We start from the raw sequence: 26,655 nt of genomic DNA on the forward strand, positions 1-26,655 counted from the left end.
ACAAAATGTTCCAGACCTCTTTAATAACAATGCATTGCATTTTTCTGATTAATACCAAGGCGCTTTATTAATTATTAATATTAATAATTAAACTTTCACTCCATTCTACACCTTTTAATTTAAAAATCTATTCTTCTAACAAAAGTCAATTTATTCTACAAATGAACTCCTCGTTGATGATCGTAAAAGGTATAAATAAATGAGCTCCCCGCCGGTAGTTTTTGTGTACTCCTGACATTATAAGGTGCAAGTCGATAGTCTAAAAGCGCCACACTCCAAACTTGTTGTACTTGATTAGTTTTATTACGCAGTTCCATTTTATAATATCCTGCAGCCAACGGGTGTTGATTAGTCATAAACGTTCCCTTTGATGTTGACACAAGTTTAAGTTTATAACTTTTTTGCTCATCTAAATTAATTAAATGTCCTGTAACTTGTGATCCCCGTGGAACTTGTAAGGTAAATTGGTTGATTTTAGTTCCTACTCTCACTTTTTGCGACAGAATTTGATTCGGTAATAATTTCGTTGGCTTTGCATGATATTGCTGCGATAATTGGCTTCGTTGTGCAATCGTAATAATATTTTCATTCTTACGTGGCGCAAACATTATCGTAACCCCTAACACTACAATAAACATGGACAAGCCCCACCAGAATATCTTCCGTAAGCGTGGTTTTCGAAGACTTATACTACTATTCAAATATTCATAATTGTGCCAAATAATATAAAACAACATTGGTATCAATACTAACCCATAACGAGCCTCTGTTTCCCAAATCAAAGTATGCAAGGCAACATATCCTAGCAAAATCAAGTTAACAAACCCCAACTGGTCACCATGGCGTTCAAATTTTATATTTTTAAATGATTGAATAGTTGAAAGCAAGGCTAAACCATACAGGCTTCCCCATAGCATTCGTTGCACTAAGACAATGAACTGAGACAAATTTGCTTGATGTTTCTGATACCAATTTGGTGCTTCAACATGGCCACCAGTGTAAGCCATCGGTAGCGGTTGACTAGATAATAAAATTCCCATTTTAGTAAATGAATGTTCAATCCAACCAATAAATGTATATGTTTGCAAACGCTCTGGAATTTTATGATTCAACGCTTGCTGACGCTCTTCTTTATCCTTGAGTTTCAAGAGGCCATGAACATCATCACCCGCATAAATCCCATGTTTATGCTGATTTAACCCCATATAAATCCATGAAGTAGTTGGAAGCTCATACTTAGCATTTTGATGATAATTAGCTGAATTTAAAATCACTTGCTTTGCCGGTACAGAAACCCCAAATCCAACAATAAGTAACATAATCGGTATCATAATTTCTTTTTTAAAGATTTCTCGATAATAAATTAAATTCCATAGCGCCCATAATAGACCAGCAATTAATACAATAATCAAATTTGGCTTAACCAATTGACCTAAAATAGTTAAGCAAACTAACCACACTCCATTAAAATAACGTCTTTTTTTATTATGCTTACCCCAATCTAAGACAATATAAACGATCCAAGTCAGGCACAACAAAACAATTGAATCAGTATAAAATACTTTAATCATATAATTATATGATAAAGGTAACACAGCGAAGAAAGTGATAATTCCAACTTGAATCGCTGGAGAATTATTAACTTTTTTACGCGCAATATACAACATTGATGCAATAAAACCATCAAAACAGATTAGCGATAACCCATACATCGTTAATTGCGTCGAAATCCCCAATAAATGTGTAATTTTCAAGACCCATGAAAGCAAAACTGCAATCACTGCATTATTAGGATAACGCCAGAAATACGATGTCCCCGCCCAACTTTGATGATTTAAAGCTAGCTGTTCGGCCTGATAATAAACTCGAAATGGATCATGATAAACCGAACTTGGTAAATATTTCAAGACCATAATCTGCCCTAATATCATTAGAATAAAAATAACAAAAACTATCAATTTCGTTTTATGAGGTTCTAAATGATTAAGCTTTGGCGAAAAATACAACCAGCCGATAACAACTAATATTATGCCTATCAATGTTAATAACGAGAAAGGCGCAACGATACTAGTAATAAGCCCTACGCTCAAAACTAAAACCGTAATTCCTAAAATTATTTTTTGTAAAAATTTAGCCATTATTCTTCTCAACTTATCTTTTTCTATTAATTAAGTATCTTTAAATATCCTATATTAAAACTATATAACAATTAGCATATCATACAACATTGCTAATAGGCATTACGACCTATTTATATCTTAACTTAGAATAAATTTTACTAAATTTCAAGAAATACATAAGTAGAGCTTTATTTTCCAAAATACAAAATTAAATTATCGCTTCCGAAAATACCAACAGAAAGTTACTATGCTCATTATAATCAAGCTGATTATCCCCCTAATAAAAGAGCATGATTGAATGTCACTATGTGTGGTCGGTAATTTTGGATAATTTAACTTTTTGGATTTAACAACATCAACTGTCGCCATTTCTTTTGGCTGATTTTTAACTACTTTCAAATACGTTATTGGAATAACATTTTTTATACACATTTTATTTATATTTCGTTGATCTATTTTCTGAATAACCGTTTGCTTATTTTCTACTAACGTCTTTAATCCGACGATATTTAATATTCCAATCTGTTTTTCCATAGTACTAGATACTTTTTTAACCACAACTATGTCAGAACTTTTCACTTTTTCTACTTTAGTTGAATCAGGCTTAATTACTAAATCAATTATTTGTTTATTTTCAACCGTCTTAGATAATTCATTTGATTTCATTAATAATTCTACATTTTTAACATCATCAATTTTTTCTTTAACTACCGGTATTTCAGCCTTTTCTTCCACTTTGGCTGAATTAGGCTTATTTTCTGATTCAACTGGTTGTTTAAGTTCAACTTGATTAGTCAATTCAATGATATTAGGTAGTTCAATTGCCTTCGTTAACAACTTTAAATCTTTACCATTGTCATTATTTTCTTCTTTAACTACCGGTATTTCAGTTTTTTCTTCCACCTTAGTTAAATCAAGAATATCTTTTGATTCAGCTGGTTTTTTAAGTTCAACTACCTTAGTCACTTCAATGATATTAGGTAGTTCATTTACCTTCGTCAACAATTCTATATCTTTACCATTGTCATTGACTACCGGTATTTCAGTTTTTTCTTCCACTTTGGTTGAATCAGGAATATTTTCTGGTTCAACTGGTTGTTTAAGTTCAACTGGCTTAGTCAATTCAATAATATTAGGTAGTTCATTTAACTTCGTTAACAATTCTATATCTTTACCATTATTTTCGTCTTTAACTACCGGTATTTCAGTTTTTTCTTCCACTTTGGTTGAATTAGGATTATTTTCTGGTTCAACTGGTTGTTTAAGTTCAACTGGCTTAGTCAATTCAATAATATTAGGTAGTTCATTTAACTTCGTCAACAATTCTATATCTTTACCATTGTCATTATTTTCTTCTTTGACTACCGATATTTCAGTTTTTTCTTCTTCCTTGGTTGAATCAGGAATATCTTTTTTTTCAACTGTTTGTTTAAGTTCAACTGGCTTAGTCAATTCAATGATATTAGGTATTTCATTTGCCTTCGTTAACAACTTTAAATCTTTACCATTGTCATTATTTTCTTCTTTAACTACCGGTATTTCAGCCTTTTCTTCCACCTTAGTTAAATCAAGATTATTTTCTGGTTCAACTAGTTTTTCCAGTTCAACTGCCTTAGTAACTTCAATAATATTAGGTAGTTCATTTGCCTTCGTCAACAATTCTAAATCTTTACCATTGTCATCAATTTCTTCTTTAACTACCGGTATTTCAGTTTTTTCTTCCACTTTGGTTGAATTAGGATTATTTTCTGGTTCAACTGGTTGTTTAAGTTCAACTGGCTTAGTCAATTCAATAATATTAGGTAGTTCATTTAACTTCGTCAACAATTCTATATCTTTACCATTGTCATTATTTTCTTCTTTGACTACCGGTATTTCAGTTTTTTCTTCCACTTTGGTTGAATCAGGAATATCTTTTGTTTCAACTGTTTGTTTAAGTTCAACTGCCTTAGTAACTTCAATAATATTAGGTAGTTCATTTGCCTTCGTCAACAATTCTAAATCTTTACCATTGTCATCAATTTCTTCTTTAACTACCGGTATTTCAGTTTTTCCTTCTTCCTTGGTTGAATTAGGATTATTTTCTGATTCAACTGGTTGTTTAAGTTCAACTGGCTTAGTCAATTCAATGATATTAGGCAGTTCATTTTCCTTAGTCAACCATTCTAAATCTTTACTATTATTATCAATTTCTTCTTTAACTACCGGTATTTCAGTTCTTTCTTCCACCTTAGTTAAATAAGGAATATCTTTTGATTCAACTGGTTTTTCAAGCTCAGATGACTTAGTCACTTCAATGATATTAGGTAGTTCAATTGCCTTCGTTAACAACTTTAAATCTTTACCATTGTCATTATTTTCTTCTTTAACTACCGGTATTTCAGCCTTTTCTTCCACCTTAGTTAAATCAAGATTATTTTCTGGTTCAACTAGTTTTTCCAGTTCAACTGCCTTAGTAACTTCAATGATATTAGGTAGTTCATTTTCCTTAGTCAACAATTTTAAATCTTTACCATTGTCATTATTTTCTTCTTCGACTACCGATATTTCAGTTTTTTCTTCTTCCTTGGTTGAATCAGGAATATCTTTTGTTTCAACTGTTTGTTTAAGTTCAACTGGCTTAGTCACTTCAATGATATTAGGTAGTTCATTTTCCTTAGTTAACAAATTTAAATCTTTACCATTGTCATTATGTTCTTCTTTGACTACGAGTATTTCAGTTTTTTCTTCTTCCTTAGTCGAATTAGGATTATTTTCTGATTCAACTGGTTGTTTAAGTTCAACTGGCTTAGTCAATTCAATGATATTAGGTAGTTCATTTTCCTTAGTCAACAATTCTAAATCTTTACCATTGTCATCAATTACTTCTTTAACTACCGGTATTTCAGTTTTTTCTTCCACCTTAGTTAAATCAGGCTTATTTTCTGGTTCAACTAGTTTTTCCAGTTCAACTGGCTTAGTCAATTCAATGATATTTGGTACTTCACTTATTCTCGTCGAAAAATCTATCTGTTTCCCACTAGCATCAATATGTTCCTCTATAACTGACAGATCTATATTCTTCTTATTTTCCAACTTAGTTGAATTAAGATTAATTTCCGTTTCAACCAATATTCGCGGCATCCGTAATATTTCCGGTTGGACCCCCGATTTAAGTGGCTTATTTAATTCCTCAATTATCGTCGTAGAAAACATTTTATAGTCCATCAAAAACGGAATCATTTCTTCCACTGATTCCCATTGCTGTTTTGGCAAAACATTGATATTTGCTTGATGCAACATTGGATGTATAGTCTTTATTTTTAACGGACTTGTTTTTTTAGTCAGTTCATTTTTTTGTTGCTCTAATGTCTCATTATTTATTAGTAACGATATTTGCTTTGATTTTTCTCCATCGACTGGTTTAATGATTGGCACTACCAGATTATTTTCAACCTTTTCATTATAAATCACTGGATTTAATGTTGTAGTATTATGCTTCAAATTTTCGTCTGGTGCGGCTACCACAATTAATGGTTTAATTTGATTGATAAAATCATTTCCCTGTTGTCTACTATCATAACCAGGAACTTTATTCTCAGAAACTGTATATTGATATGCTTTACCTAATTGATCATACTTGGGCAACGCCTTAAAAGTATAATGCCAACCATCTTTAGCTCCAATTTTAGCCGTTCGATAAATTGCTCCATTTTGTAATAATTTGATCGTAATTTTTTTAGGACGTAACCCAGCTTTATTATCTTGGTCTTTCCAATACTTTTGACCCGTTACTTGGGTTGTTCCCACTAACGTATTGTAAATATCATTATTTTTATATTTAATCTGATAATATTCAACTGGTTTTTCACGAACCTGATAATTCAATTTCACACCATTTTGATATTTAGGTAGTTTTTTAAATACATACTGCCACTGAGTTTGTTTAGTTACAATTTGAGTTGCTACCACATTGTTTGCTTGCATCAATTCTAAAATAATTTCTTTGGGACGGAATTTATCATGATCATTATCGTCCTGCCAAATTTTCTTTCCTTGTATTTTGGTTTGACCATCTTTCAAAGTATTCTTCAAATTAAAACCATCAATATGAGTTTTATAACCTTTCACTGGGTCTTCCTCAATTTGATACCGATTCAAATCACCTTTTTCATCATACTTTTCCAATTGATTAAATTCATAATTCCATTTTTGATGAGCTGTGATCACCTTCTTATGAATCATTTTCCCATTCTTTATCAATTTAACTGTAATTTGTTTTGGTCGTGTTTTTTCTGCATTATCATTATCAATCCATGTTTTATGACCATGGATTTTGATATAAATTGGTTTAAAAACATTTATAAAATCATAACCATCCTTTTGAGTAACATAATTTTTATTCACTACTTCCGCTACATCATATTTATATTCACGTCCTCGATTATCATATTGTGCTAAATTATCAAATTGGTACTGCCATTGATTTTTTGCTCCAATTTGAATCTTTTGAACCACTTTTTTATTTCTAATTAATTCAATTTCAACCTTTCGTGGACGTAATCCTGCCTCATTATTTTGATCCTGCCAGATCTTCTGTCCTTGAATACTAGTCGTTCCATTTAGAACATGAATAAAATCAAATCCATCTTGTTTAGTCTTATATTTAAATATCTCTGATTCATTTACTGTATATTGATAGCGTTGTCCATTCTCGTCAAATTCAGGTAATTTTTCAAAATGATAATTCCATCTATCTTTAGCGCTGACAATTGTAGTCTTTAATAATTGTCCATTTTGCATTAAATTTACTCCAACTTGCTGAGGCCGGTAATTTTTAAGATTATGTTTGTCGAACCATTTTAAATTTCCATTTACCTCTGTTAACGTTGGCTGTAATTTATTTTTAACTGTGACAGTTTTTAATTGTCCTTCGTCAATTTGCACAGTTAAATCTTTATTATCAATTTGGTACCCCACTGGCGCTTTCATCTCTTTTAAAAGATATTGACCTGGTTTCAAATTATCTACCAAAGCATATCCATTTTGGTCCGTTTTTAAATTAGATTTAACTAAATTATTGTTTTGATCATATAAACTGAATTTAGCTCCTGCTAATAATTTTTGATCATTTTCGCCTTGCTTAATAATCGCCAATTTGCCAGGTTCAATGTAATTACTAACTCCTTGACCAGTTGCCAAAAACGATAGATTTGTAACATCACCACCCAAAACATTCCCATAATTATCTTCAAGTTGCACCACATTTTTAACCTTTATGTCATTTCCCTCACGCAAATATTTAAAATTAGCATCGTCAGTTCCAATTGATGTAGTGTAACTAATTTCATAATCATATTGATAACCTGGCACAACCTTTCCTTGAATCACTAATTCTCGGTCATGAACTAACTTAACCGATATATCTTCTCCTGAGACCTCTCCCTGTCGATTAAAATTATTTACATAGATTCTATTATCAGCATCCTTTTTCAAAATTAAATGTCCATAATGCACGCTTAAATTTTCCGCATCAAATTTTAAATATTCGGGAAGGGTATCTCGAATAACGAATTCATCGTTATTTAATTTGGCATGATTTAAAAATATACGCCATGTATAAGTTAATTGTTTAGTCTTTGGATCATAATCATAACGTCCACTTTTTTTAATTGGTAAATACTGATCATTTAAATCATTTGTGGTCACGGGCGTATCACGTTGTTGATATCGATCGTCAAAAATTCGATAATTTTGTTGATTAATTTTAAAATTAGCCCAACCTTTTTCATTATAGGTCGCTTTAAAATTAATCTTTAAATACCCTTTTAGATCATTGGCTGGTAAATCATTTTTGAAAATAAATTTAATTTTATTGGCATGTCCATTATATTGTCCATTAGCAATCACTTGTCCTCTGGCATCTACAACATCAATATTCAATCCCAAAGCACTCGCCGCTTGAAAGGACTTAGGAATATCATTAACCATAAAATAATCATTTGCTTTAATTTGCTGTCCATCAGGTATTTGCCAGTCATATAAAACTTCAATTTCCTGATTTTGACTTTCAACCACCGTATTAGCTGGAATTTCCTGACCATTTTGTTGGACTCTGATTTGTGTATATTGGATCTTAATTTTTTTCGGTAGAGAAGACCCCTGCTGCAAACTACTCGCTAAAACATCAATTGGGCTTACTAAGCTACTTAGACTCACTATGAATATTTGAAGACAACAAAAAAGTTTTTTCAACATACTCCCACCTTTTCCTTAAAGTTCATACTTAATTTCTAAAAACGCATCTACCATTCTTGATTAAGTCAAACATCTTTAATAATGTTAGTTGTATGGAATGTGATTAATTTTAATAAAATCAATGTTTCTTTCCGCCCCTAACGGTCTTCACATAGTAATATACAAAACAGCCCTTGGCAACATTGACCTTCTATTCACAATCGAATTTTAATTTAATACCCACGAAAGTGCCAAAGACACCAACTATAAGCCATCTTTAATGTTTAATACAGCAATTACAAAATCTTTTTTTCTCATAATTTATGTCTAAAAAAACATCACAAGCCTAAATTTGTTCACAAAAATTTCACAAAATATCCTATAATTTTTCATGAATTTATTCATAATATCTACCTACATTCAATATTATTTATCTATTTATTTGAATTTTTTAAACAAAAAAGCCGGAACAAAAAGTCCCGACTAATTTATAACTTTATTTTAAATATTCTAAATTAAACACAATTTCTAACTACAAGAATAGTTAAAAATCGATCAATCTAGTTTTATAAGATAATTTGTTTCTCTTCTAATTGTTTTTGCACTTCAGGATGTTCGATAAATTCATCGTAGCTCATCTCAGCACGATCAATTGAACCTTGATCTGATACAACCACAACATGATCAGCAATAGTTTGAGCAAATGTTCGGTCATGCGAAGTAAATACTAATGATCCTTCGTATTCAACTAAACCATCATTCAATGAGGTAATTGATTCCAAATCCAAGTGGTTAGTAGGATCATCTAGCAACAAAACATTAGTCTTAGTTAACATCAGCTTTGATAACATCACCCGTACTTTTTCTCCCCCAGATAAAACATCCAAAGTCTTTTCAGCATCTTCACCACGGAACAACATCCGGCCAAGCAAACCACGCAAGAATGTATTGTCATTTTCTTCCTTTGAAGCATAATCGCGTAAGAAGTCTAGAATTGGCATCTCAGGCTTTTCAAAATTGGCTGCCATATCTTTAGCTAGATAATCACGAGTAGTCGTTACACCCCAAGTGACTGAACCTGTATCAGGTTCCATACGACCAGCCATGATATCCAATATTGCTGTAGCAGCAATATCGTTTTCAGCCATGATCAAAGTCTTTTCTTTTGGAGACAAAGTGAATGAAATATCATCCAAAATTTTAACCCCATCAACAGTCTTTGAAACATTTTCGACCCGAACTAAGTCATTTCCAATTTCACGAGTTGTTTCAAAATGAATATATGGGTACTTACGAGATGATGGTTGAATGTCATCTAGTGTAATTTTATCTAATTGCTTTTTACGTGAAGTAGCTTGCTTTGACTTTGAAGCATTGGCTGAGAAACGTGCAATGAAATCTTGCAATTCCTTAATTTGTTCTTCCTTCTTTGAATTAGCATTAGATTGCAAACGAGCTGCTAATTCTGATGATTCTTTCCAGAAGTCATAGTTACCAACAAACAACTTAATCTTACCAAAATCAACATCCAAAATCATTGTTGAAACGGCATTCAAGAAGTGTCGATCGTGGGAAACCACAAGGACGATATTTTCATAATCTGCCAAGAAATCTTCCAACCATGAAATTGTCTTAGTATCTAGTCCGTTGGTAGGCTCGTCTAAGACCAAAATATCTGGGTTTCCAAATAATGTTTGTGCTAACAAAACCTTAACTTTAGTAGTTTCAGGTAAGTCAGCCATCAAAGTGTAATGAAGTTCTGAAGGAATCCCCATATTTTGAAGAAGTTGAAGTGCATCAGTTTCAGCGTTCCATCCATTCATTTCTTCAAAACGAGCTGATAATTCTCCAACTTGGATTCCATCTTCATCTGTAAATGGATCATGAAGATACAATTCATCCATAGCTTGCTTCACATCGTATAACTCTTTATAACCGCGCATCACGGTTTCTAAAACTGTATATTCATCAAAAGCAAAGTGATCCTGAACCAATGATGACATTCGTTCATTAGCACCCATTGAGACATTTCCCGTTGTAGGAGCTAATTTACCTTCTAAGACTTTTAGAAAAGTTGACTTACCTGCACCGTTAGCTCCAATAATTCCATAGGTGTTCCCTGGTGTGAATTTTAAATTTACATCGTCATAAAGTTTTTTTCCGTTAAATGCGACGGAAATATTTGATACTGTTAGCATTAATGATTCTCCTTTTACCTGTTTCATAAAGCAGTTACCACTAAAAATGGTACCTCTGCTATAATTTCAAATTAATTCAAATTGATTTTTATCAATTTCAGCTTTAAATCATTTCTGTTATCAAAATGACAAGACTTAACCATTCTAACAGAAACAAAGCAACCGCGCTGACTTTTTATAAAATTAATGAGCCCGAGCCAAGCTTATAAAATAAATTCCCGCTTCAATCAGAGCAATATAGAAGCTCACGGGAAGATTCGTCCAATACGCTAAAGCTAAGCCACCCCAAACCCCAATTAAGGCAAATATAATTGCTAATCCAATCATTTGCCAGACTGTTCTTCCCCAGCGCATTGCTGAAGAAGATGGTAACACTAATAAAATAAAAATTAATAATGATCCGACCACCTGAGCTGAAATTGCCACCGTTACAGCGATCATCAATAAGAAGATGATCTCTAATCCCGTTTCATGATGAAGGCTATATTTTGCAGTTTCATAGTCGAAAGCAAAATGACGAAAAGGTCGATATAGCACCAACATCAGTACTAAAATAATCAAAGCTAATACAATGACTTGCCAGACATTTTCATCACTAATACTAAAAATGGATCCAAATAAAATTCCCGTTGCTGAACTAGCACTTTTTTCTGATAACGAAAGAAAAGCTACTCCCAATCCAATTGCCACTGCACTAACTGCTGAAATGATCGATTCAGATCGATGTTCGCTCAAACCTAACTGACCAATACTAATCGCCGAAACCGCAGTAAATAAAAGCATCCCCCACAATGGAGACCAACTCATAAAAATTCCAAATGAAGCTCCTGCAAAACCAATTTCACTCAAAACGTGACCAAAAAAAGACATTCGCTTGGCCACCACAAAGACCCCCATCATCGCTGAAATAATTGCAATAAGCGTCCCCACAATCCATGCATTTTGCATAAACGTATAACTAAACATTTTGCTCCCCTTCACGCATTTTTAAACTTTGGCAAGGCCCAAGCTCACTTCCATCAGGTCCCAACCTTAAATAGTCATCTGCATAGCCCTGAATAATTTCTAGATCATGACTTACCATAATCACACTTAAATTATGATGATCACGATAATGTTTAACCACATCCATTAATTCAAATTTAGCGGATTGATCCAAATTAGCAGTGGCCTCATCTAAAATTAAAACATCGGGATTTTTCAAAAGTGCCTGAGCTAAAAAAGCTCGTTGCCGTTCGCCGCCCGAAGCTTGATCAATACGTCGTTTAGCAATTTGATCTAATTTCGTATCTTTAATGATGTGTTGCAGCCAATCCTTTTCAGTGCGTGACAACCAAGGGCGCCAACCACGATCAAAGCTTAGCCCAATATATTCTTTAATATTCAAAGGAAAAGCCTGCATATCTGAACGATATTGTGGAACATAAGCAATTTCAACGTCTTTTTTTGCCCATTCAAAGTTTCCTTCCGTCAAGTTTATTTCCTGCATTAATGCTTTTAATAACGTTGTTTTCCCAACTCCATTTTCCCCTAATAAAGCTAAAACTTGATGTTCTTGGACTTCAAAGTTAACATCTCGATATAACCAGCGACCATCTAGATTGATTCCAATTTGATTTCCCGTTAAAATTTTCATGATTTTAATGCCTCTTCAATTTGATCTAATATTTCTAATTGCCACTGTAAATAATTTTTATCATCCGGCTTGGTTTCCGTCACTTCAACTACTGGAACCTTGTCTTGACGTGCCATTCTCACAGCCCGTTTTGTCACAGTATTTTCAGCTTGCGGATTATTTACAACAAAAGCCACCTCACCTTGCTTTAAAGTATCATTCCAGGCTAAAACATCAGTGGGTATTGGATCATTCCCAGCTTCAATTGCACGCGAAAAATTCTGATTAATATTTTTTACCCCTAAACCGGTCAAGGCATTATCATAAACCGGTTCAGTCACCATAATTTTTTTACCTTTAAGTTGTACTGATAATTTATTCCGTTTATTTTCCAAGGGACGTAAAGTTGCCATGTACTTTTTTGCATTGGCTTCAAAATATGACTTCGATGCGGGATCAATAGAACTTAATTTATCCACTAATGGTTGCTTCATTTGCTTAGCGATCATCGGTTGATACCAAAAATGTTCATTATCCCCAGCTTGATATCCAACAACTTGATTCACATTAATCTTTTGGGCTTTTTGATTAGCCTTAGCAAATTTTGTTGACCAAGCATCATATCCTGCTCCATTGGAAATAATCAATTGCGCCTTAGCGTACTGTTTAGCAGTTTCTACACTGGGCTCATATTCATGCGGATCAATGGAAGCTTTAGTAAGAATGCTCTCTACTTGCCCCCGATTACCCACTACAGCTTTCGCCATTTCACCATAAACAGCAAGACTCGTCACGATGTTTATTTTTTTTGTCGCTTCTAATCCCTGATTCGCCTTTTCATTTTGCCAAGCTCGTTGAAAAATTAATCCCAATAAAATAATAACCGCTATGACCGGAATCAGTACCCAGCGCAAACGACGATTCTTTTTTTGCATAATCCTACTCCTCTTTTAGACAATGCCCCAATTCAGTGATAAAACGGCTAATCACCTGTTGTTCGCTTGCTGAAAATTGTTGAATAATTGCATCATAAACTGCTAACGTTTCTGCGTGCTGCTCCGCATGTATTTCTGCCAATGCTGCTCCTTGTTGATTAACGGTAAATCTTACTAACCGTGCATCTTTTTGATCAATCACTGGTACCACACAATTACAATCATCTTTCTGCAGCCCCTTCATGGCCTTGGTAATAGCTGCCGGACTAATCTGCAAAGCTTCTGCTAATTCCTTATTAGTTTGTAGGCCTTTTTGATTTAACAACATTAAGATATGTCCCTGGGTATTAGTAATCGTACTCTGAGTCTTACTAAAAAGAATTTCACGTTGTTGTTCAGCAACTGTATGTAATTGGTTTAATAAAGCATCAATTTGGATCGCTTTTATTTCAATTTGTTGGTCCATTTCACAAACTCCTTAACTGGTTAATAAACTGGTTAATAATATACCATAAGTTTTATGAAACTGTCAACTTATAAAATAATACAATATAAAAAAAAGATCAGGACTTCCCAGTCCCAATCTCAATTTAATTATAATTTAAGATCAAATGTTATTTTTGATCTCTGTATTTTCCAAACAATACATTTTTTGTGCTTGATTATGATTAATAGACCTACTGATCTTTTCCAGTATTTAAAATAATTCTAAGAATACTCTTCGTGTATTCAATCGATCCAGTCGGCGTTGGATGAACCCGATCATTTCCCAACCATTCTGAATGTTGAGATGCCAAAATGTTCCAATTTACAATTTTTAAATTTTGATATTTTTTGGCTTGTTGCTGGAGATTTTGATTGTTCAATCCAACCCAATTACGATCTGCAAAGTCATTCACCCAATAAACTTGACGTTTATCCCCAGCAATCTTCATAACTTGACTAATTTGTTCCTTTGAGATCGTCCCATTGGTTCCACTCGTAATCAAAATACGATCTGCTAGATTATGTTGATCTTTTAAAGTTTTCAAAATGTTAATCACATCTGTCATCTGACGCCCGATTTTAGCATCAACCGTCATTTGCGGTATAACTTTTTGTAAATTAGGCGCTGCATTCAACAATAATGAATCGCCTACAGCTGAAACTGGAATTTTCTGCATTTTTTCGAATTGTTGCTCATTAATCGCATATTGATCCAATAACGTTTGATCAGCTGGTTTCACGCTAGAGGCTGCCTTTTTATTCTGCTTAGCAATTATTTTAGCCTTTTTATTTGCTTGAGCCAATTGTTGTTTATTCTTAGTTAATCGATTCTCCAAGCTGGTTTTAGGCGGATCTTGTCCAGCTTGTGGCGTCAATATCGCCTGAGTCCCACTTACCAATAAAAACAAAGCGCTCGCCGCATAGATTTGAATACCACCATTTCTTGGAATTTTAGACCAAATCGGCGTACCTTTAAATATTTTTTCAATATAACGATAACTAATTTCGGCTAATACTAATACCCATATAATCTCAATTATATTATCTAGTAGTTTAGCTGGATGCCCGGTAAAACGGCTATAGATCACAAAGACCGGTAATTGATACAAGTATATACTATATGATCGAGTCCCTAAATATCGCAAAATACGATGATGTAATAATTTACTGAAGGTCGAAGCCGGATGTGCAGTAACGGCCACTAGTACCATCATCACGATAGTAATCAAAAACATGCCAACATAATATGTGAAAGCCCATTGTCCATTCAATGTGAATAAAGCAAATAGGAGAATAGCTAATGCAAGCCAACCGATTAAATCTAGACTTCTTTTAACAGCTGGTTTAACCACCAATTTAAATTTATTTGATGGCCAAATAAATGCTAAAGATGCTCCTAGCAAAATCGCAAATAGCCTCGTATCGGTCCCATAATAAACTCGATTTAAATTGGTTGAACTATAAAATACTGCCATTAAAATAGCTGATAACAGAGCACCAATCATTAATCCACTACTAATCTTACGCCTTGATACTTTTAAACGTACCAATATCAAAACAATGATGGGCCAAAATAAATAAAATTGGCCTTCAATTGATAATGACCAAAGATGCGTGAATGGAGATGGATTATGCCATTGATCAAAATATGATCCGCCGTGCTTTATAGCCCAAAAATTATAAACATAAACCAAATTAGTCAATACAATTGAGCGCAAATTATAAAGCAACGGTTTAAAATACCAAAAAATAATAACTGAAGTTGCCAGTAGCATTACTAGTAATGCTGGGATCAAACGTTTCAAACGTCGAATCCAAAACGACCAAATCTTAATTCGACCCGTCCGACCATATTCTTGGAGTAATAAATCCGTAATTAAATAACCCGATAAAATAAAGAAGAGAGGCACACCAAGCCACCCTCCCACAATGCGATCTGGCCACAAATGATAACCAATCACGCCTAGGACCGCTATTGCTCTTAAACCGTCAAATCCAGTTATATATCGTCGCTTTGACGCTATCTGTTGTTCCATCTAAATTACCCCTAAACTAGATCTAACATTCTTTCTTGTAAAATAAAACCGGAACAAAGCGGTTCCAGTTTCAGTGTTAATCGTTTATTTTTCATCAGCAGTTTAAGAAACTTGCTTTAATTTACACCTAAATCATCGGCTTGTGCTTTTTTTAAAGCTAGATAAAAATTAGTCGTTGCTAATTCATAATATGGAACTACCCAGATGGTCGCCAATCCACTAGTCAAAGCAACCAAAATCCACCAAGGAATAAATGAAATTTGCAAAACAAAATATTCCCACTTATGTCCATCCATCATCACACGTGAGCGTGAAATGTATTCATTAATTGACTCAATAGCAACTCCACGCTTTACATCTTCAGCATAAATAAATTCTGCTTGCGAATATGCGAAGTTTTTAATAATTCCTGGAATCACGAATAAACATGACCACAACAATGTATATAAAAATCGAATAGCCATCAAAACAACCGTATCAACGACAGTTTCCCGATTAAAGAAGCGAAAACTTACTAAACCAACTTGCTTTAGCTCCATTTTACCATTATTACGACTCCATTCGACCATGGTCCACATCACACCTAGTGAAACAGCCCCAATCACGATTGCTTCAATTAAACCAGCCCATAACGTCCGACTTAACGCAAATAGAATGGACGAGGGTTTAACTAATGTCACGCCTTCTTGAAAGCCATCACCATATGATAATAACAATGTAAAGATCTGCCAGGCAATTAATGGCCAAGCTAAGACCACGAAAAATCGCCAATTATTTTTTAATTTTTGCCACGCATCTTTTTTTAATGTGGTAATTCCCATTATTTATTTTTCTCCTCAAAATATCAATTAAAATACTACCCTTATTTATATAGTTAATTGTATCATAATCAGAATTTGATTAATTGTCTGAAACTCTTTAAATTTGATTTGATAAATAATTTTTATTATCTAATTCACCATTCTAAAATAAAAAAGGAGGTCGAAACAAATCGTCTCAATCCCCTTTTAATTCAGTTAACTATTTAACTCCATCCATCAATCGAACGATCATTCGAACCAAGAAAATCATAACAATTCCCAAGATAACGGCGATCAATCCAAAGATGAAGAAGTATCGAACTTCTGTCTGAGGTGAATATAATCCAACAAATTGGGCATTCAAAGCTGATCCAACAGCTGATGACAAGAACCAAAGCGACATCATTTGTACTGTATATGCACGTGGTGCCAATTTAGTTGTGACTGAAAGTCCAACTGGTGAAATTAACATTTCTCCAATAATAATCAGTGCCCATGATCCAAGCAACCATAATGGTGATACTCGACCACTTGTTCCCCAAAGTGCACCAGGGATTGATAGAAGCAAGAATGATGCTCCAGCAAAGATTAACCCAATTGCAAACTTCAATGGTGCTGAAGGTGCATTCTTTTTCCAACGGCTCCATAATGTTGCAAAGAATGGTGTGTACAACATAATGAAGAATGGATTAAGAGACTGGAACCATGCCGCCGGGATCCATGAATGGATCACACGGGTTTGCGCAAAAGTTGCCAAGACAACGGATCCTTGTTCTTCTAAGGCCCAGAATAGGACAGCTCCAAAGAATAATGGAAGGTATGCTAAGACACGTGAACGTTCCTGCTTAGAAACTTTACGTGACGTTAACATTTGCACGAAATACATTACCGGAATGGCAACAGCAACAATAGTTAGCAAATTAATGAAATCTGCAATATCGTTCCAGCCCATCAAAACCATCAAGGTAACTACCAATCCCAAAGCAACAAGCGCTAAAATAACTTTGACAATTAATGGCCTAATTTCTTCTGGTTGTAGTGGATCAGTTGGATACAAACCATCTGTTGGCAAATTTTTCTTACCACCAATATAGTATTGTATTAATCCAAAGAACATTCCAATGGCAGCTAACCCGAAGGCTAAATGGAACCCAAAGTTTTCTTGAGTCCATCCCACTAAGAGGGGCGAAATGAACGATCCAAGGTTAATCCCAAATACAAAGATTGAGAACCCAGCATCACGTCTGCGGTCTTGCGGGGTATAAAGCGAACCAACTAATGAAGATACATTAGGTTTCAGAAGTCCGGTTCCAATTATAATTAATATAATCGAACCAAACAATGCCGAAGAGCCCAAAGGTAATGCTAGCACGATATGCCCTAACATTATGAATACCCCACCGATGAAGACCGCTTTACGCGACCCGATCATCCGGTCTGCAACGTATCCTCCTAATGAACCTGATAGATACACCATCGACGCATAAATTGCCATGACAGATGCTGCAACTGATCTCGTAATGTTCAAGTCACCAACAGCAATTAAATGCCACATATAATACAACAGGATGGCCCGCATTCCATAATATGAAAAGCGTTCCCACATCTCAGTCATAAATAAAGTTGAGAGTCCAATTGGTTGACCGAAAAATTTCTTTTCTTTTGTTTCTTCTGTACTCATACACGCCCAATCTTTCCTTTTACATTATAATATGCAAAAATCTAATAATGTTTTAATTTTAACAAAACAGTATCTTAGATACAAGGAATAATTAAGGCCGTTGTTAGATACCCGGACACACTTTCTCATTTTTATCCCATAAGTCCAGATTTTTAGCCAATACCAATTTTCGATTATTTTTCAAAAAATATCCGTGTTTATACCATTTAAATTTATTTAAATTAATTTATAGCTTAATCATCAAAGGGAGAGGGTAAATCTCTAACGACATCTTCAGTTCCAGCTTGCACTGCTTTTTGATAATAATCTTCTTTCCAGTTGATAAAATTCATTTGTTGCTCTAGATTTTCAATCTGAATTTGTAGTTGTACTTTTTGATCTTGAATATAATTCAAGCGTTCGCTCAACGTTTCATCACCCTCCATGCACAAATCGATAAATAATTTAATCTTACTTATCGGTAATCCAATTTCTTTTAAGCAATGAATCACATTTAAATATTTGATACTTGCTTCTGAAAAAATTCGTTCATTTTGAGTATTACGCTCTGCAAATGGTAATAATCCTTTTTTGTCATAATATCTAATAGTAGAAATCGGAATCTTAAAGCGTTTTGAAATTTCACCAATATTATAATTCATTTTTTCTCCCTTTTTTATTCGACCTAAACCATAGTTTAGCATGTATGCTAGTTTATATTGATAAATAAAATAAACAGGAGCAATCAAATGACCAATAAAAAATTAATCGTAATCACTGGTGCCAGTTCCGGCTTCGGAGCTGAAATCGCCAAAATTTTTAATCAGGCTGGTAATCCCCTACTCTTAATTGGCCGTAATATTGCCAAAATGGAGGCTTTACCACTTGATTTTACTAATATTATGTTAGCTCAAGCCGACGTTACCAATTTAACTGATTTCACTGCCAGCATTCGAAGGGCTGAAGCTAAATTTGGTCCTACTGATTTATTAGTTAATAATGCTGGCGTCATGTTACTTGGTAATGTTGAAAACCAATCTTCACAAGAATGGCAAACTATGCTGGATACAAACGTAATGGGAGTTTTAAACGGAACCCAAATAGTGCTTCAAAATATGATCGATCGTCAAGGCGGAACTATCATTAATATGTCTTCAATCGCTGGTTTTAAGGCCTTCACCAATCATGCCGCCTACGTTGCTTCTAAATTCGGGGTACATGGCGCAACAGAAACCATTCGTCAAGAAGTTGCAAGTAAAAACGTTCGCATTTCCTTAGTCGCCCCTGGTGCAGCTGAGACTAATCTATTAACTCATGTCACCAGCAAATCTGCGTTAAACGACTATCAAGCCTGGAAAGAATCAATGGGTGGTCTTACGCTAGATCCTAAATATGTAGCTCAAACAGTGAAATTTATTTATGATCTTCCTCAAGCTGTTGAGATTCGCAAAGTAGATATTGATGCTACTCGTCAAGATGCATAATTTCGTTTAAAACCATTTAAAAACAGTAATTCATCTGACAATATAACTGTTTACAATCCTAAAATATTTTTAGTCACCCACTTGTATTTAGGCAAGTATGTGGCTTTTTATTTATAATTAAATGAATAATCATTTAGTATGATGGTTACAATTCATTATTTTAATTTATCTTTGTCCCATAAATAAATTTAAGATCAAAGACACAAAAAAACGTCTTAACAATTAAGTTAAGACGCACATGCCCAGCGGGATGAAACTCGATTATTGGGGTAGTAGGAATCGAACCTACGCTGCATGGTACCAAAAACCACTGCCTTACCGCTTGGCTATACCCCAAATACTGGTGGGGGGTAGAGGATTCGAACCTCTGAACCCGAAGGAATGGATTTACAGTCCACCGCGTTTAACCAGACTTCGCTAACCCCCCAGTATTATGTGACTTGTTTTTAACAACTCATCAACGTATATATATATTACACGGTGTTAATATATATGTCAACAGTTTTGGAAAAGTTTTTTTGACCAATTTTCAAAAAATGTTTTTTCAGTCCATTCATTGGCTTTAGAACGGCGATACCCGACACTAACATTATAATATTTAGTCGTTGTAATTTCCCGTGTAGGCACATTTAAATGAGCATGACCATAAACTACTTGCTTTATTCGAGAATCATTTTGATATAAATTCATGTAACGTTTGGATCCCATTACCCCATTAATCATTTGCCATTTCGGAAAATCTGCTGGATAAATTAAATCAAGGTTATGCGGAGCAAAATGTTGAACCATTAATACCTTTTCTTCATCCTCAATTGATTTTAGCTGACTTTTTATTTGATTAATACTAAAAGTTGTCCGCTCAAAATCACTCATGGACTGCTTAATTAAGCCATCATAATAAAAGCCATTTTTAAATTGCTCAGCTTGTTCTTTTTGTGGTCCTTGAGCAAAAGAATAATCATACCAACCATTATTACCAATTAATGTTAAATCGTCTAATTTCAAGCTTTTATTATGAAAATACAAAGGGCTCAAATCCTGTTCTAATTCATCAAATGATACTCCATGTCCCATCTCGTGGTTTCCTGCTAAAAATCTAATTAAAATTGATGGTCCCACAATATTTTGCAAATTCTCTGCAAAACGCAACGTTTTTTCAAAATAATTATACCAATCACCAGCCATAATATAGACATCTATTTTATGGTTAATTAAATACTCAGCTTGTTGATTTAAAACCATTTGACGTTCCAATCGATTAACATCTAAGTGATTGTCGCTGCTAATAGCAATTCTTGACATATAAGCCTCCTAAAAACTTTCACCGCATAACAGACATCTTTATACATATAATAAAAATGAATACTTTTGATTTGACATAAATATAGCCCAAATATAGTAAAAAGCCAAAATTAATTTCTAGGTTAATCCCACAAAATAATTTTGGCTTAATTTTTTTTTAAACTTCTAACTGTAACGGCAAAGTTAAAATAAAGGATGTTGCCTCATCATTTGATTCAACTCGGACCGTTCCATTATGAGCTTCAATAATTCCGCCGACAATTGCTAAACCTAATCCTGAACCACCGGTATTCAAATTACGTGAACTTTCCACTCGATAGAATCGATCAAATACATGACCAAGGGCCTCTTCTGGAATCCTTTGGCCATCATTTGTCACCCGAACTTCAACAGTAGTATCTGAAATCAAAGAAGCTGACAACTCAATATAAGTTGCACCTTCTCCGTACTTAAAAGCATTTGAGATTAAATTCATAAAGACTCGTGCTAAACGATCTTGATCTCCAGCCATTTTAATAACTTCTGGAACTGTTTGAGCGCGAACTTCCATATGGTGTTGCTTAGATTCAAGTTCATAATTAGCAACCAATTGACTTAACATTGCTGATAAATTCAAAGGCACCATATGCAATTGCATTTTAAAATTATGATCATTAACTTGAACATATTCATACAAATCTTCAACCAACGTCTTCATATGTTCAGCTTTATCATACGCAATATTGACATACTTTTCTGTTTGTTCCCCCTCGGGATCCAATTTGACTAATCCTAAATAACCGATCAAAGCCGTTAAAGGGGTTCTTAAATCATGTGAAACATTGCCAATCATTTCATCTTTGGAATTCTCTATATTTTTAACTTTTAATTCGGCCATTTGTGCCGCTATAAAATTATTATTCATACTTTGAATTAAAGGCCTCAAATGAACAAAGAACATTTTATGTAGCAATGAAAACTCTCGGTCGTTAAATAAATTTTCATTTCGCTGATCTATTTGAATCGCTAACAATTCCATTGCCACATGTTCAAGCAAAGTATGCATCAACCACAACCACAAAACAAACGCACCTAAAGTAACAATTACAAATATTCCTAGATGGTGCTGCTGTATTAATTGAAGTTCTTTCAACCAATCTTGGGTTTCAAAATGACTTTGTGTCATTAATAGTGCCCCAATTTCTAAGAAAGCAATCGCTAATGTACCCGCCAACATTTTCAGCACCAATTTAATCCAACCTTGGACTGATAAATTCATAAGATCTATAATACCTCAATCTTGTAACCAACACCCCAAACTGTTTGCACAACTTGATTACCATCGGTCGCTTCTTCTAATTTATCTCGCAAGTGTGAAACATGAACCATCACTGTTTTAGCACTGACCACGGACTCTTGTTGCCAAACTCGTTCGAAAATATCATCCGCACTAAATACTCGATTTGGATGTGAGGCAAGCAAATATAAGATTCCAAACTCCAACGCCGTCAAATTCACTGTTTCTCCATCAGCAGTTTTCACCTCATGGCTATCTTTATTAATCGTCAATGGTCCAATATCTAAAATTTCTTGAATTGGTTGTTGTACTCCATTTTGCGAACGGCGTAACAATGCTTTAATTCGCGCCATCACTTCTAATGGATTGAACGGCTTAGTAACATAATCATCAGCCCCAGTAATTAAGCCCTGAATCTTATCCATCGCACCAGATTTAGCTGATAAAATTAAAATTGGGACTGGATTATCCTTTCGGACTTCCTTCACGACTTCTGTTCCATTCATTTCTGGCATCATCACATCTAATACCACCAACCCAATATCAGGATTAGTTCGTAATTTTTTCAATGCTTCTTTGCCATCAAAGGCCAACACTGGTTCATGGCCTTCATTTTTGACATAAATTTCTAGTAACTCAGCAATTTCATGATCATCATCAACAATTAAAATCTTCATTGCTCATTCTCCTAAAATTCTTTATTTTTTGTTACTTACTTGAGATCCGCCCATGAATCCACCAACAATTCCTGTCCGCTTACGCAAGTAGCGGAATCCAGCAAATGCTGCTACAGCAACAATCAGATAAATCCAACCTGGCAAAACAGGATTGATCACCTTTGGAAGTACTGAAGCAAGCATGTAGATTAAGAACCACAAAGCAAAGGCTAGGATGGCTGAAATAACACGCAAAATTCTTCCTAGATCACTACGCGCCATAATCTTAGTAATCAAGGCAAAGAGTAATCCTCCGCAAATTGAAGTTAACGCCAAAGCCAAAATTCCAGCAGCGCCAGCATTTACTGAAGCATCTTTTTGGAATAATAGTGTAATTCCAAACATCGCTGAGAATAACATTAAGAATGTTAGCATATTGTCAAAAGCTAAATCCCAATACCCAAAATCACTATAAACGGTTCCTTGATTTTGTTGATTGTGGGCTTCAACTTCCATTCCTAAAGCGGCAGCAGGTGTACCATAAATTTGTTTCGCCGTCTTTCCTACTTTTTGGCCTTCTAACAAATCACTTTGCATTTTTTGAATCAATGGTAAATATTGTTTATCATTTTCAACTAACTCAATAGCTTGATATACGAATTTTTGATTTCTATTACTCAAACCAGATTCTGCTAAATCAGCATGCGTTGGCATTTCAGTTACTTCCGTTTCAGTCGCTTCCATTCCGGTTGCTTCCATTTCGGTTACCTCCGTTTCGCTAACTTCACTTACTGGCTCTTGTGCCTTCATTTCTTCCGTCATTAAACCATCTCCTCCGTAAATTCATTTTAAACGTTAAACAAGAACTCCATAATGTCACCATCGGAAACCACATACTCTTTTCCTTCAGATCGTAACCGGCCGGCCTCTTTAACTGCCTTTTCATTACCATATTGATCCAAATCTTCATAGCTCATTGTCTCAGCACGAATGAATCCACGTTGGAAGTCAGAGTGAATCACTCCGGCCGTTTCTGGCGCTTTAGCTCCAGATTTGAAAGTCCAAGCACGTACTTCTTTTACTCCGGCCGTAAAGAATGTGCGCAAATTCAACAAGTCATATGCTGCCCGAATCAACACATTCAGGCCAGGTTCTTCGACCCCTGACATTTCCAAAAATTCAGCTTGATCTTCTTTTGGCATCTCTGCAATTTCTTCTTCAGCCCGCGCTGATAAACCAACAACCTGTGCTCCTTCTTGAGCAGCGTATTCTTGGATCATTTGGAAATACTTTGAAGCCTCAGGATCACTCATATCATCTTCACTAACATTTGCTACATATAATGTTGGCTTTGTTGTTAGTAAGAATAAGTTTCGTACAATTTTTTCTTGTTCTTCCGTAAATTCTGCTAATCGTGCTGGCTTTCCAGCATCTAATAAAGGCTTAATCTTATCTAACACTTCAAATTCAGCCTTAGCTTCCTTGTCTCCACCTTTAGCTGCTCTAGAAACTCGATCATAACGTTTTTCAATTGATTCCAAATCAGATAAAACTAATTCAGTATTAATAGTTTCAATATCATCAATCGGATCAACCGTTCCATTGACATGCACAATATTATCATCATCAAAAGCGCGAACAACGTGCACAATCGCATTTACTTGACGAATATTTTCCAAAAATTTATTTCCTAATCCCTCACCTTGTGAAGCACCTTTAACAATTCCCGCAATATCCGTGAATTCAAAGGTAGTTGGAATAATTTTATTACTTTTCACAATTTCAGCAATTCTAGCTAAACGAGCATCAGGAACTTCAACCATCCCCACATTTGGCTCAATCGTAGCAAAAGGATAGTTCGCCATTTCAGCTCCAGCCTTTGTGATTGCATTAAATAAAGTTGATTTCCCAACGTTTGGAAGTCCAACAATTCCAGCTGTTAATGCCATATTTAATTTCCTTCTTTTCTATTAATTTTATTAGTTAGCTTTTTCCAAAACCTTTTTAAAGCGACGATCAAAATCATGTCGTGATAACATTACCACTCGTTCACATCCTTGACACTTAATTTTCATATCTGCACCAATGCGAATAATCGCCCAGCGATTAGTTCCGCAAGCATGTGGTTTTTTCATTTCAATAATATCCGAAAGTTCATACATATGTATCACCTCGTTTTTTAATCGTTGAGATCTAGTCCTAATGCGTTAATAATACGATTCAAATCTTGATCTGATCCATAATTAATTTCAATTTTACCAGCACCACGTTGATTATGCTTGATCGCAATTTTGGTAGCTAATTTATCCGACAAAGCTTTTTCCGTTTCCTTCAACTCTGCTGAAATTTGTGGTGTAACTTTTGAAACCACTTTATTTTCATTCATTTCATTAACTAAACGTTCCACTTGCCGAACCGTCAAACGCTCTTGCATTACTCGTTTAGCTAAATTCAAAATTTGGCGCTTATTATGCAACCCCAATAAAGTTCTTCCTTGCCCCATTGATAATTCACCTGTTTGGATCCAATCTTGAACCTCTTGCGGTAAAGTCAATAAACGAACGGTATTTGCGACAACGGAACGTGCCTTTCCCAAGCGTTTAGCAACTTGGACTTGCGTAAGATGCAAAACATCCATCATCTGCTTATAAGCCAAAGCTTCTTCAATTGGTGACAAGTTTTCTCGCTGTAAATTCTCCAAAACAGCCGCCTGCATCATCGTTGCATCATCATATGCACGAACGACTGCTGGAATCGTTTCATTCCCAGCTAGTTGAGTTGCACGCCAACGTCGTTCACCAGCTAAAATTTCATATTTATCTTTAGATTCTTTAGCCACGCGAACAATAATTGGTTGTAAAATACCATTTTCTTTAATTGAGTTAGCCAACTCACGTAAAGCGTTTTCATCAAAGCTATGGCGTGGTTGAAAAGGATTAGCAATAATAAAATTTACATTTAAATTTTCTATAGCATCCCCTTTGTTTTCATCTACATCTACATCAATTCCTTGTTGCCCAAAGAGTGCATTTAATCCACCACTGACAATGTTATCGCCTAGAACGCTTTTTTTCTTAGATGTTGTCATGAGCTGCTAAAACCTCCTCTGCCAACTTACCATATACTTCTGCTCCCCGTGACTTAGGATCATAATCAATGATCGCTAATCCATGACTAGGAGCTTCTGATAGACGGACATTCCGAGGGATTACCGTTTTATATACTTGATCTGTAGTGAAATAGTTACGGACGGCATTTTCAACTTCATTTGAAAGATTAGTCCGGGCATCCACCATCGTTAACAAAACACCTTCAATATCTAAATTAGGGTTTAACAAACTCTTAATTTGCGTAATTGAATTCAATAGTTGACCCAACCCTTCCAAGGCATAATATTCAGCCTGTACTGGAATTAAGATGGAATCAGCTGCAGTAAAGGTATTAATGGTAATTAATCCTAATGAGGGTGGATTGTCGACCAAAATATAGTCGTATTCGTCAGAAATTAGATTCAAAGCTTCTTTCAAACGTGTTTCTCGAGCCATCACTGGAGCTAATTCTAGTTCTGCTCCGGCCAAACGAATTGTAGCAGGAACAATTTCTAAATTATCATGACTAGTTGGAATAATCACATCCGCAAGAGAAACTCCATGCACCAAAACGTCATAAATTTCATGTTCTGGTTCGATCGTTGATTTTTTAATTCCTAATCCTGAAGTAGCATTTCCTTGTGGATCGGCATCAATTATTAATACCCGATGTCCTAAACTAGCAATCGCGGCTCCTAGATTAACCGTAGTAGTGGTTTTACCAACCCCACCTTTTTGATTGGCTAATGCAATAATATGTGCCATGAACTTACCTTTCTCTT

20 protein-coding genes and 2 tRNA genes are annotated in these 26,655 nt (G+C 34.7%); 1 reads left to right on the plus strand and 21 read right to left on the minus strand.

What is annotated here, in order from left to right; all coding sequences use genetic code 11:
- Nucleotides 1-155: 155 nt before the first annotated feature.
- The 11 genes from WKK_RS03275 to WKK_RS03325 all read right to left on the minus strand — a co-directional run bounded on the left by WKK_RS03275 (nt 156) and on the right by WKK_RS03325 (nt 18,728).
- Nucleotides 156-2,138 carry a hypothetical protein gene (locus WKK_RS03275; RefSeq protein ID WP_013989444.1) on the minus strand — a complete coding sequence of 661 codons (1,983 nt, stop codon included), beginning with the start codon at nt 2,136-2,138 and terminating at the stop codon, nt 156-158.
- A gap of 195 nt (nt 2,139-2,333) precedes the next feature.
- Nucleotides 2,334-8,318 (minus strand): Cna B-type domain-containing protein, encoded by a 5,985-nt coding sequence (locus tag WKK_RS06995; RefSeq protein ID WP_158306222.1) that lies wholly within the window; start codon nt 8,316-8,318, stop codon nt 2,334-2,336.
- A 584-nt stretch (nt 8,319-8,902) separates the two neighbouring features.
- On the minus strand, nt 8,903-10,534 hold the full coding sequence (locus WKK_RS03285; protein ID WP_006846096.1) for an ABC-F family ATP-binding cassette domain-containing protein: 1,632 nt from the start codon (nt 10,532-10,534) through the stop codon (nt 8,903-8,905).
- 183 nt (nt 10,535-10,717) lie between these two features.
- Entirely contained in the window at nt 10,718-11,500 is a 783-nt protein-coding gene (locus WKK_RS03290; RefSeq protein ID WP_006846097.1) for a metal ABC transporter permease, read from the minus strand.
- Entirely contained in the window at nt 11,493-12,170 is a 678-nt protein-coding gene (locus WKK_RS03295) for a metal ABC transporter ATP-binding protein (RefSeq protein WP_013989446.1), read from the minus strand. Before WKK_RS03295 ends, WKK_RS03290 begins: the two co-directional genes overlap by 8 nt.
- Nucleotides 12,167-13,084: a metal ABC transporter solute-binding protein, Zn/Mn family gene (locus tag WKK_RS03300; RefSeq protein WP_013989447.1), complete on the minus strand. Its 918-nt coding sequence runs from the start codon at nt 13,082-13,084 to the stop codon at nt 12,167-12,169. The genes WKK_RS03295 and WKK_RS03300 overlap by 4 nt, the downstream gene beginning before the upstream one ends.
- Before the next feature lie 4 nt (nt 13,085-13,088).
- Complete coding sequence (locus WKK_RS03305; RefSeq protein WP_006846100.1) at nt 13,089-13,550, minus strand: MarR family transcriptional regulator; 462 nt, start codon at nt 13,548-13,550, stop codon at nt 13,089-13,091.
- A 211-nt stretch (nt 13,551-13,761) separates the two neighbouring features.
- Entirely contained in the window at nt 13,762-15,606 is a 1,845-nt protein-coding gene (locus WKK_RS03310; RefSeq protein ID WP_013989448.1) for an acyltransferase family protein, read from the minus strand.
- A gap of 116 nt (nt 15,607-15,722) precedes the next feature.
- A complete protein-coding gene (locus WKK_RS03315) occupies nt 15,723-16,427 on the minus strand; it encodes a DUF975 family protein (protein ID WP_013989449.1) in 705 nt (234 codons plus the stop codon).
- Between the two features lie 199 nt (nt 16,428-16,626).
- Nucleotides 16,627-18,087 (minus strand): peptide MFS transporter, encoded by a 1,461-nt coding sequence (locus WKK_RS03320; RefSeq protein ID WP_013989450.1) that lies wholly within the window; start codon nt 18,085-18,087, stop codon nt 16,627-16,629.
- A 233-nt stretch (nt 18,088-18,320) separates the two neighbouring features.
- Nucleotides 18,321-18,728, minus strand: coding sequence for a MerR family transcriptional regulator (locus WKK_RS03325; RefSeq protein ID WP_013989451.1), 408 nt, complete (start codon nt 18,726-18,728; stop codon nt 18,321-18,323).
- An 87-nt stretch (nt 18,729-18,815) separates the two neighbouring features.
- Between WKK_RS03325 and WKK_RS03330 the strand changes: the two genes are divergently transcribed.
- On the plus strand, nt 18,816-19,550 hold the full coding sequence (locus WKK_RS03330) for an SDR family oxidoreductase (RefSeq protein WP_013989452.1): 735 nt from the start codon (nt 18,816-18,818) through the stop codon (nt 19,548-19,550).
- Nucleotides 19,551-19,814: 264 nt separating this feature from the next.
- Here WKK_RS03330 and WKK_RS03335 read toward each other — a convergent pair.
- The 10 genes from WKK_RS03335 to WKK_RS03380 all read right to left on the minus strand — a co-directional run bounded on the left by WKK_RS03335 (nt 19,815) and on the right by WKK_RS03380 (nt 26,638).
- A tRNA-Gln gene (locus WKK_RS03335) sits at nt 19,815-19,886 on the minus strand.
- Nucleotides 19,887-19,891: 5 nt separating this feature from the next.
- Nucleotides 19,892-19,977 (minus strand) — tRNA-Tyr (locus tag WKK_RS03340).
- Between the two features lie 68 nt (nt 19,978-20,045).
- On the minus strand, nt 20,046-20,852 hold the full coding sequence (locus WKK_RS03345) for a metallophosphoesterase (protein WP_013989453.1): 807 nt from the start codon (nt 20,850-20,852) through the stop codon (nt 20,046-20,048).
- A gap of 157 nt (nt 20,853-21,009) precedes the next feature.
- Nucleotides 21,010-22,110, minus strand: coding sequence for a sensor histidine kinase (locus tag WKK_RS03350; RefSeq protein ID WP_013989454.1), 1,101 nt, complete (start codon nt 22,108-22,110; stop codon nt 21,010-21,012).
- Between the two features lie 5 nt (nt 22,111-22,115).
- A complete protein-coding gene (locus tag WKK_RS03355; protein WP_006846108.1) occupies nt 22,116-22,805 on the minus strand; it encodes a response regulator transcription factor in 690 nt (229 codons plus the stop codon).
- Nucleotides 22,806-22,826: 21 nt separating this feature from the next.
- Nucleotides 22,827-23,606 carry a DUF1129 family protein gene (locus tag WKK_RS03360; RefSeq protein ID WP_013989455.1) on the minus strand — a complete coding sequence of 260 codons (780 nt, stop codon included), beginning with the start codon at nt 23,604-23,606 and terminating at the stop codon, nt 22,827-22,829.
- Nucleotides 23,607-23,632: 26 nt separating this feature from the next.
- Nucleotides 23,633-24,733, minus strand: a complete 1,101-nt coding sequence (gene ychF / locus WKK_RS03365) for a redox-regulated ATPase YchF (RefSeq protein ID WP_006846110.1) — start codon at nt 24,731-24,733, stop codon at nt 23,633-23,635.
- A gap of 30 nt (nt 24,734-24,763) precedes the next feature.
- Complete coding sequence (locus WKK_RS03370; RefSeq protein WP_006846111.1) at nt 24,764-24,946, minus strand: DUF951 domain-containing protein; 183 nt, start codon at nt 24,944-24,946, stop codon at nt 24,764-24,766.
- A gap of 17 nt (nt 24,947-24,963) precedes the next feature.
- Nucleotides 24,964-25,872, minus strand: coding sequence for a ParB/RepB/Spo0J family partition protein (locus WKK_RS03375; RefSeq protein ID WP_013989456.1), 909 nt, complete (start codon nt 25,870-25,872; stop codon nt 24,964-24,966).
- Nucleotides 25,859-26,638, minus strand: a complete 780-nt coding sequence (locus WKK_RS03380) for a ParA family protein (RefSeq protein WP_006846113.1) — start codon at nt 26,636-26,638, stop codon at nt 25,859-25,861. The genes WKK_RS03375 and WKK_RS03380 overlap by 14 nt, the downstream gene beginning before the upstream one ends.
- Between the last annotated feature and the right edge of the window lie 17 nt (nt 26,639-26,655).

Source organism: Weissella koreensis KACC 15510 (assembly GCF_000219805.1).
GTDB lineage: Bacteria > Bacillota > Bacilli > Lactobacillales > Lactobacillaceae > Weissella > Weissella koreensis.

What these genes read in the sequence shown, in the direction of transcription:
- WKK_RS03275 (WP_013989444.1), bottom strand. Translation starts at nt 2,138, where the DNA reads ATGGCTAAATTTTTACAAAAAATAATTTTAGGAATTACGGTTTTAGTT.
- WKK_RS03285 (WP_006846096.1), bottom strand. Translation starts at nt 10,534, where the DNA reads ATGCTAACAGTATCAAATATTTCCGTCGCATTTAACGGAAAAAAACTT.
- WKK_RS03290 (WP_006846097.1), bottom strand. Translation starts at nt 11,500, where the DNA reads ATGTTTAGTTATACGTTTATGCAAAATGCATGGATTGTGGGGACGCTT.
- WKK_RS03295 (WP_013989446.1), bottom strand. Translation starts at nt 12,170, where the DNA reads ATGAAAATTTTAACGGGAAATCAAATTGGAATCAATCTAGATGGTCGC.
- WKK_RS03300 (WP_013989447.1), bottom strand. Translation starts at nt 13,084, where the DNA reads ATGCAAAAAAAGAATCGTCGTTTGCGCTGGGTACTGATTCCGGTCATA.
- WKK_RS03305 (WP_006846100.1), bottom strand. Translation starts at nt 13,550, where the DNA reads ATGGACCAACAAATTGAAATAAAAGCGATCCAAATTGATGCTTTATTA.
- WKK_RS03310 (WP_013989448.1), bottom strand. Translation starts at nt 15,606, where the DNA reads ATGGAACAACAGATAGCGTCAAAGCGACGATATATAACTGGATTTGAC.
- WKK_RS03315 (WP_013989449.1), bottom strand. Translation starts at nt 16,427, where the DNA reads ATGGGAATTACCACATTAAAAAAAGATGCGTGGCAAAAATTAAAAAAT.
- WKK_RS03320 (WP_013989450.1), bottom strand. Translation starts at nt 18,087, where the DNA reads ATGAGTACAGAAGAAACAAAAGAAAAGAAATTTTTCGGTCAACCAATT.
- WKK_RS03325 (WP_013989451.1), bottom strand. Translation starts at nt 18,728, where the DNA reads ATGAATTATAATATTGGTGAAATTTCAAAACGCTTTAAGATTCCGATT.
- WKK_RS03330 (WP_013989452.1), top strand. Translation starts at nt 18,816, where the DNA reads ATGACCAATAAAAAATTAATCGTAATCACTGGTGCCAGTTCCGGCTTC.
- WKK_RS03345 (WP_013989453.1), bottom strand. Translation starts at nt 20,852, where the DNA reads ATGTCAAGAATTGCTATTAGCAGCGACAATCACTTAGATGTTAATCGA.
- WKK_RS03350 (WP_013989454.1), bottom strand. Translation starts at nt 22,110, where the DNA reads ATGAATTTATCAGTCCAAGGTTGGATTAAATTGGTGCTGAAAATGTTG.
- WKK_RS03355 (WP_006846108.1), bottom strand. Translation starts at nt 22,805, where the DNA reads ATGAAGATTTTAATTGTTGATGATGATCATGAAATTGCTGAGTTACTA.
- WKK_RS03360 (WP_013989455.1), bottom strand. Translation starts at nt 23,606, where the DNA reads ATGACGGAAGAAATGAAGGCACAAGAGCCAGTAAGTGAAGTTAGCGAA.
- ychF (WP_006846110.1), bottom strand. Translation starts at nt 24,733, where the DNA reads ATGGCATTAACAGCTGGAATTGTTGGACTTCCAAACGTTGGGAAATCA.
- WKK_RS03370 (WP_006846111.1), bottom strand. Translation starts at nt 24,946, where the DNA reads ATGTATGAACTTTCGGATATTATTGAAATGAAAAAACCACATGCTTGC.
- WKK_RS03375 (WP_013989456.1), bottom strand. Translation starts at nt 25,872, where the DNA reads ATGACAACATCTAAGAAAAAAAGCGTTCTAGGCGATAACATTGTCAGT.
- WKK_RS03380 (WP_006846113.1), bottom strand. Translation starts at nt 26,638, where the DNA reads ATGGCACATATTATTGCATTAGCCAATCAAAAAGGTGGGGTTGGTAAA.